We start from the raw sequence: 7,181 nt of genomic DNA on the forward strand, positions 1-7,181 counted from the left end.
GATTTTTTATTTTTTAAGACGAGAATAAACGGTACTTAACCCCTGAGCATTCCCCACATTACCAGGGAATAAAACGACAGGTAAATTAGGAAATTGAGGATGATCTTTTTCGGTTCTTACCATTGAACAGCCGGCTAACACTTGTCCTAATAATCGTACTGCTTGTAATTTTAAACCAATACTTAAAACATCATTAGAGGTAATCCCCCCTTTACTAATTAAAAAACTAATATCAGGGGGTAAACCTTGAACCACTTCCATTAATAAAGAAGAAACCGCGACTCCAAAATCTAACCTTTTTTGTACAGTTTCAAAGGTTAATTCTTCCCGACTGGTATAAACGACGGGGGTTTTATTTTGTTCATAAACGCTTTTAACTTGTTCTAAAATACTGTTTAATAATTCATCTTTTTTATCAGGATGATCTCGTAATTGTTTAACATCAACTTCTATCCCCACTACATCTGCTTGAGTTAATAAATCCTGTAATTGTTGGGTGGTTTTCTTCACATGAGAACCCACTAACACTACCCCCGGTTTATCCGTTGGTTTATATTCTGCCATTTTTTCGGCTGGAATGGGTTGTTTACCCAGTTGGGCCAAAGAGGTTAAAATACTAGCAGCACTACGGAATAAAAACCGTTTTCCTGATGCTGCTGCGGTTAATAAATCTTGAGCAAATTGATCTAAATCTTCTTGTTTTTCTCCATCAACTACTCCACATTGATTTTCTTGTAGTTGCATTAATCTTTCTAAATTACCTTGTCGAATATCTTGTAATAAAAATCGTTCAACTTCTGTTGCTTTAATACGTCGGTTTGTCTTTTCTTCTACATAGTCCGGCAAATAACTATGATGATAAGCAAAAACAGAATCTTTAGCGAATTCCGTTTCATGAACTGGGGTTAATGTCCCTTCAATGTTTAAATAATGAACACTGTCAAGAGTTTGTCTTCCCCCTTCAAAAAAGGCAGGAATTAAAAAATGAGCGTCAAAACTGCCCAATTCTTCGGCAATGACATCGGTTTCTATAGGATAATGGCCTCTGAGGGTAGAATCAGAACGACTGACAATTAAAAAATCTTCGATCTGTTCTGCTTCGAGGGCAATTTTAAGATTCTGACACACTTCCCCTGTAACTTCTGCTGCCTTTTCAGGGGTTAATGCCCTTGTATTGGTCAAAATAAAGAAAATGGGAACTTCATCCCTTAATCCTAATCTTAATGTCTCAACGTCCCACTGCATCAACAGTAAACAACTATGTACCGTTTGGGAACCTGTAGGATCATCATCTAAGACAATAATTTTTGGTTGCTGACTCATGGTTTGCCTACTGCGATCGCCTTTTCTATTGTCCCATGAGTTGTTGCGAAGCACTAAGGTTTTCCTATGAATAATTGATAATGAAATATCAATTATCCATTATCCATTATCAATTATCCATTATTTGGCTGCACTAGCGGTTTCTACTACCTTGGCAAAAGCTTGAGGATCAAGAATTGCTAGTTGTGCTAACATCTTACGATTGATCTCAATATTGGCTTTTTTCATTTGACCAATTAATTGACTGTAACTTAAACCATTTTGTCTGGCTGCAGCATTGATCCGAGTGATCCATAAGCGACGAAAATCCCGTTTCCGTTTACGGCGATCGCGGTAAGCATTTCGTAATGCTTTCATCACCTGTTGATTAGCGGTACGGAATAGTCGAGAGTGGCTTCCTCTAAACCCTTTAGCGAGTTTAAGGATTTTTTTACGACGTTTACGGGCAACATTGCCCCGTTTTACCCTTGTCATAGTTACCCTGTTTCTATATTAATGGACGTAAGCGATTAAGTTGATGTTTAGATGTAAGGCAGCATCAAGCGAACGTTTGGTTCATCCTGTTCACTCACTAAAGCAGTGTGAGATAAACGGCGATGCTTTCTTTCAGCACTTTTATGATTTAATAAGTGATTTTTGAAAGCTTTTCGCCGAACAATTTTCTTGCCGCTTCCTGTTACTCGAAAACGCTTGGCGGCAGCTTTGCGCGTTTTTAGTTTAGGCATAAATTTATATAAAATTTCGACACAATTACCTATATTAACATAGAATATCTATTAAGTGCAAGATCAACTTAAGAACTTCAGCGATTTTCCTTTTGAAGAATAGAAAAACAACGTTATCTTGTTTGATTACATAAAGAACAGGAAACCCCTATAACTATGAGCAATTACTTCGGTTATGTTTAACTAAAACACCAACTAACCCGATGATAGCTAAAGCAGTTACTGAGCTAGGTTCAGGAATGGAAGTAGGGGTTGAGGTTCCTGGATCATCCCCGCCAGGATTATCGATGTCCGGATTATTGATGTCCGGATTATCGGAGTCCGAATTATTTGGATTATTGCCATTAGATTGTAACATGGATGCGACTGTAACTACATCAGCCATCTGAGTATTCTGTGGAATTGAGTCACTAGAACTACTACTACTAGAATCTGGTGAAATAATGTCACTGGTTTCTGTTTCACTATTATCATCTTCGTTACGATTAGAAGAATTTCCTGAACTTCGACCGCCAATTACAAATGGAGAAGAAGATCCACTAATACTCAAATTAGATAAATTGGGATTGACACCATTGGAAAATTGAGAAGAAGAAGGATTGGTTGATGTGATGCTAGACGGCTCGGTCGCATCAGGATCAATATTTAATAGTTCAAAAGGCTCAATTAATAATTCTGCTGAAGCTGGCAATGAGCATAGAGCGATTACTCCCAATGATATTATCGGTGAAATGGATTTTCTTATTTTTGGGTTGAATATTAATTTTGACATTTTCTATAACCTTTTTTATTACCAAAAAAATGTAATAATTCTAATCAATGAAAAATAAGCTTGGAAATATCTGTATTCCAGGCAGGCAAATTAATTAAATCCTGGTATATTTAATCAGTTACATACTTATTGAAACTACTTTATGTCACCAGTTTATATCAAGAAAAAACAAATGTCTTGCTGTTAGCAAAAAATTATTATTTCTACTAAAAATTTCATTATTTCTACTAATAAAAATGAAATTATTATTTCTACGCTATCCCTAGAAATACTTAGATGCTTATGTAATTTTGCCTAGATAGAAAAATAATTAATTATTTTTTTATAAAAATTTTATAGAGAATAAACAAGTTCTTAATAATTGGGAAGACTTTAAAATATACTCTGGACTAATTATCTGTAGAAAGTCGATCTAGTCGGGAAATTTTGACAATACATTATTTCCCTAATAACCGTCTTGTCTCATTAGCTGCTTTGTTCATGGCTTGTTCTGGAGTCATCTGATCTGTTATGGCTGCACTCAAGTAACGTTGCAAAATATCGGAAGCTTGGGCATATTGAGCGATAGGCGGACGTAATGCTGCATTTTCGACTACCTCCAATAATTGGGAATAATGGGGATATTTAGCTAAAATTTCAGGATCATTAAATAAAGAGCGACGACTGGGAACATATCCTGTAGCTAGGATAAATCTGCGTTGTATATCTTCGCTACTAAAAAATTTAGCCACTTCCCAAGCTGCATCGGGATGTTGACTACTGGCGGTAATGCCAAGACCCCAACCCCCTAGACAAGCACCACTAGAGTAGTTAGGGGTGTGAACCATTGGTTTAATGGCAAATTTACCCTGAACAGGAGAATCATCAGCAGATAAAAGTCCAAACGCATAGGGCCAATTACGCATAAAAATAGCATCACCATTTTGAAACAGACGGCGGACTTCTTCTTCAGCGTAAGTGGTAATACCAGGGGGTGACACTCGTTTTTGTAAGGTTGTGCGTAAAAAGTCTGCTGCTTCTATGGCTTCGGGACTATCTAAACCGACTTCTAGGGTGTCTGGATCGACCCAAAACGCCCCATATCCGGCTAAAACTTCAACAAACATGGCCGATAACCCTTCATACTGTTTTCCTTGCCATAGGTAACCCCATTCTACTAGGTCTTCTGTTTGTAAGGTTTGAGAGATATTTAATAATTCAGTGAAGGTGTTAGGGGGTTGGTATCCACCTTGGTTTAATAAGTCGGTGCGATAATAAAGCATTCCTCCATCAGAACGCACAGGCATCCGATATAATTCTCCATTGTATCTTCCCCCATCAATATCTCCGTCTAAAAATGCCTCTAGGTTTATATTGTCCCTATCCACTAAGTCCGATAAACTTTTTAACCATCCGGCTGCTGCAAATTTAGGAACCCAAACAATATCCATAAATACGAGATCGTAAGGAGAATTACCTAATAAAAATGAGGAGGTATATAAGTCTTCTACTTGGTTAGTTGCGTTCGGTCCTTCAATAATTTCTAATTCAATGTCGGGGTGTTGTTCGTTAAATTCTTGTAGGAAGGGTCCCCATTGGGCTGCTTCTAATGCTTGCATGAGTAGGGTAACCTTTGTAGGTGCAGCATTTAAACTCGGAACGATAGTCACCAAAATTAAGCATAGACAAAAAGCGACAGGAATGGCAAAAGGAATGAGCGCAGAAAGTCTTTTGACAAAAGAATTCATGGGTTACTGAGTTCTCATACTTTGAGCTACTGGTTGGTTGAGTTCAGATGTGGATTAAGGGGAGATAAGGGAGAAGTCTCAACGCCTTAACCCCTATCTTTCTAAGCTGTTTCGATGACTTCTACTTCATTGTCACGAAAATGCGCTCGAAATCGTTTTTCAAACTTGACTAATATGGGTAGGTTAGCACTAACGGGCCTTCCCCGCCAGTTGGTAACGATATCGATTATCTCTCCCTCCATTCCTTTGATATCAAATGGTTGTTTCTTATGTTGAGGATGATGATAAACAATAACAGATTCTATAACACGGACGCGATCGCCAATTTTCATATTCATTAAGTCTCTATGATCCTCCTATTAAGGCTATTATGGGGATAGTTTACAACTTTACCATTTTTACATAGACTGTCACTGGATTACAGGAGAATAGTCTATTGTCAGATTTAATACCGTCTTCGTTAGAGAATTTCAAGACAATTCATTAATAAGTTAATTAATATAAAGAAACCTTGAATTTTGTGGATTTCATGACTAAAATTATAGTTTATAGTTAAATCTTAAGAGCATGATTTTTCGTATCTTAAGAAAGCAGTTATCGTGTCGACAGGTTGCGGTTATTATTGGCCGATTAATTATTATCGAGTTCTTATTATTGGGATTTGGGATATTAGCGGTTAGTAAGCATTATTATACTTATGAATATCATAGTTTTTCTCAATCGCCAAGTGTAGCTCATAATAATTTTTTCCCTTCATTGCCTCTAGCTTTATCTTATGCCATAACTAATAATCAAACAGATCAAATCAACCAGATTTTAAGCAATGATTATGGTTCATGGAAACTGGTTATGACCGATGAAGAGGGTGAGAAAGTGATTAATTATTCTCAAAAAAATCTTAACAGGGAAAGAGAGTGGATTAGCAATATATCTCACCAAAGTCTTAGAAATTATCCTTATAATTTATTGTTAAATCCTTCTTCAGAAAAAGCTTGGAATTATTATTTCAATAATTCTAAAACGATTAATGATGTAGAGAATTTAAAAGACGAAAACTTATTACTTGGTCGAGTTTATTATATCAACATAATTTCAGAAAGCTTTCAACAGGAATTATGGCAATGGTTAAATAATCCTCTTCAAAATAATAGTCGTTTTCCTGTTTATAATTTAACAATATTATTATTTATTATTGGCGGGCTATTTATTTGGAGTTTTACAGAGTTTTTCCTAACTTATAGAATTTTAACCCACAGGGAAAAAGAACAACTATCCCGAAGACTTGAACTAGAGCAAGAATTAGTAAAACAAGAGATAGAAAAAAGAAAAATCGCTGATCAGAATCAAGATATATTGAGAAATAAACAAAGTAAATTGCAAAAAGAGATAGCTATTCTTCAAAACAACTTGAAAGAAAAAATCAATCAAAATTCGCGTTTGATTGAGGAAAGAGAGAAAGAACAGCAAAAATTAGAAGAATTAGAAAATAAGCAAACTCAAAAAATTAAAAATCTCCAAAAGATTATTAAAGAATATGAACAAGAAATTTTAATTTTAGAAGTATGGCAAGAAAGGTCTCAAGAATTAGAAACAATTAAACAAGAAAAAAATAACTTATTAGTAGAATTATCAGAATACGAAAATTTAGAAAGAAAAAGTAAAGAACAAATTAACTCCCTCAGAGAAAAAATCAAACTTTTAATGGCTCAAAAACAGGAAGCTGAAGAAAAAATAGATGATTTGCAAACAGTTCAGTTATCTAACGAAACATCGATTCAAGAAAGAGAAGAAATGATCCAAAAAGAGTTTGAAAGACAAATTAATTTGATTAAGTTAGAATCAGAATATGCGTTTGAAGAAGCGCAAACTATAGAAAAAGAAAAAGAAAAAATACTGCTACAAAATAAGGAAATTAAAGAAAAACTAAACTCAGAAATTGAAAAAAATAAATGTTTAGAATTTGCTTTAGACACCTATAAAAAAGGTAAAGACTATATTAGCAATGCAACCGATACTAACAATAGTAGTAACTATCCCTCCATACCTACATCTTATTTAACTAACATATCGAGTCGGAAAGCAATTAAAGCCTTTCAGAAATTAGGATTTGAAAAAGATAGGCATAATGGCGATCATTTTATTCTAAAGAAAATAGAAACTCATACGATTACTGTTCCTATTCCCCATCCTCGACAAGAACTTAATCCTCTCACTTTAAAAAATATTTTAATACAAACAAATACAAGTCTAGAGGACTTTCTAGATAATTTGTAAGGTTCTAATTAACTACTTTAACGACCTAACGTTAATTCTTCTTTTTTACCTAAAATACCTTGAGGTCGCCAAACCATCAAAATCATCAAAATTAAACCAATAATCATAATCCTAAAATAACCAGCTTGACTAGGGCTTAAAATTCCTAATTGAGGTAAAAGAAAACGAGTCAAAGAATCATAAGACCAGAAAATGGTTGCCCCTAAAATAGTTCCAGCATTACTTCCTGACCCTCCTAAAACCACGATAATCCAAGTGTTAAAAGTAATTAAAGGATCAAATTTATCAGGATAAATAGTCGTTAATTGCCAAGCAAAGAAAGCCCCTGCAATTCCTGCGATCGCTCCTCCTAACATAAAA

8 protein-coding genes are annotated in these 7,181 nt (G+C 35.0%); 1 reads left to right on the forward strand and 7 read right to left on the reverse strand.

Annotated features, from left to right (window positions below; all coding sequences use genetic code 11):
* Positions 1–6: 6 nt before the first annotated feature.
* The 6 genes from CY0110_RS02235 to CY0110_RS02260 form a co-directional block, all read right to left on the reverse strand.
* Positions 7–1,323, reverse strand: a complete 1,317-nt coding sequence (locus CY0110_RS02235; RefSeq protein WP_035798245.1) for a four-carbon acid sugar kinase family protein — start codon at positions 1,321–1,323, stop codon at positions 7–9.
* 120 nt (positions 1,324–1,443) lie between these two features.
* Positions 1,444–1,797, reverse strand: a complete 354-nt coding sequence (gene rplT, locus CY0110_RS02240) for a 50S ribosomal protein L20 (protein WP_035798247.1) — start codon at positions 1,795–1,797, stop codon at positions 1,444–1,446.
* Between the two features lie 47 nt (positions 1,798–1,844).
* Positions 1,845–2,048 (reverse strand): 50S ribosomal protein L35, encoded by a 204-nt coding sequence (gene rpmI / locus CY0110_RS02245; protein WP_035798249.1) that lies wholly within the window; start codon positions 2,046–2,048, stop codon positions 1,845–1,847.
* Between the two features lie 154 nt (positions 2,049–2,202).
* Positions 2,203–2,739: a hypothetical protein gene (locus CY0110_RS02250; RefSeq protein ID WP_232285674.1), complete on the reverse strand. Its 537-nt coding sequence runs from the start codon at positions 2,737–2,739 to the stop codon at positions 2,203–2,205.
* A gap of 518 nt (positions 2,740–3,257) precedes the next feature.
* The gene (locus tag CY0110_RS02255; protein WP_035798254.1) at positions 3,258–4,547 is read right to left on the reverse strand and encodes an ABC transporter substrate-binding protein; all 1,290 of its coding nucleotides are present in this window, start codon (positions 4,545–4,547) and stop codon (positions 3,258–3,260) included.
* A 101-nt stretch (positions 4,548–4,648) separates the two neighbouring features.
* Positions 4,649–4,879, reverse strand: a complete 231-nt coding sequence (locus tag CY0110_RS02260; RefSeq protein WP_008273631.1) for a ferredoxin-thioredoxin reductase variable chain — start codon at positions 4,877–4,879, stop codon at positions 4,649–4,651.
* Positions 4,880–5,114: 235 nt separating this feature from the next.
* On the opposite strand from CY0110_RS02260, the gene CY0110_RS02265 reads away from it, so the two are divergent.
* A complete protein-coding gene (locus CY0110_RS02265) occupies positions 5,115–6,821 on the forward strand; it encodes a type II toxin-antitoxin system HicA family toxin (RefSeq protein ID WP_035798255.1) in 1,707 nt (568 codons plus the stop codon).
* Positions 6,822–6,838: 17 nt separating this feature from the next.
* On the opposite strand, the gene CY0110_RS02270 is transcribed toward CY0110_RS02265, so the two are convergent.
* Positions 6,839–7,181: ABC transporter permease subunit (locus CY0110_RS02270; protein ID WP_408605565.1), on the reverse strand; the 343-nt coding region annotated here is incomplete at its 5' end.

Origin of the sequence: Crocosphaera chwakensis CCY0110, from assembly GCF_000169335.1 — a bacterium.
Classification (GTDB): Bacteria; Cyanobacteriota; Cyanobacteriia; order Cyanobacteriales; family Microcystaceae; genus Crocosphaera; species Crocosphaera chwakensis.

Coding starts and splice junctions, on each gene's coding strand:
- CY0110_RS02235 (WP_035798245.1), bottom strand. CDS start 1,323: ATGAGTCAGCAACCAAAAATTATTGTCTTAGATGATGATCCTACAGGT.
- rplT (WP_035798247.1), bottom strand. CDS start 1,797: ATGACAAGGGTAAAACGGGGCAATGTTGCCCGTAAACGTCGTAAAAAA.
- rpmI (WP_035798249.1), bottom strand. CDS start 2,048: ATGCCTAAACTAAAAACGCGCAAAGCTGCCGCCAAGCGTTTTCGAGTA.
- CY0110_RS02255 (WP_035798254.1), bottom strand. CDS start 4,547: ATGAATTCTTTTGTCAAAAGACTTTCTGCGCTCATTCCTTTTGCCATT.
- CY0110_RS02260 (WP_008273631.1), bottom strand. CDS start 4,879: ATGAAAATTGGCGATCGCGTCCGTGTTATAGAATCTGTTATTGTTTAT.
- CY0110_RS02265 (WP_035798255.1), top strand. CDS start 5,115: ATGATTTTTCGTATCTTAAGAAAGCAGTTATCGTGTCGACAGGTTGCG.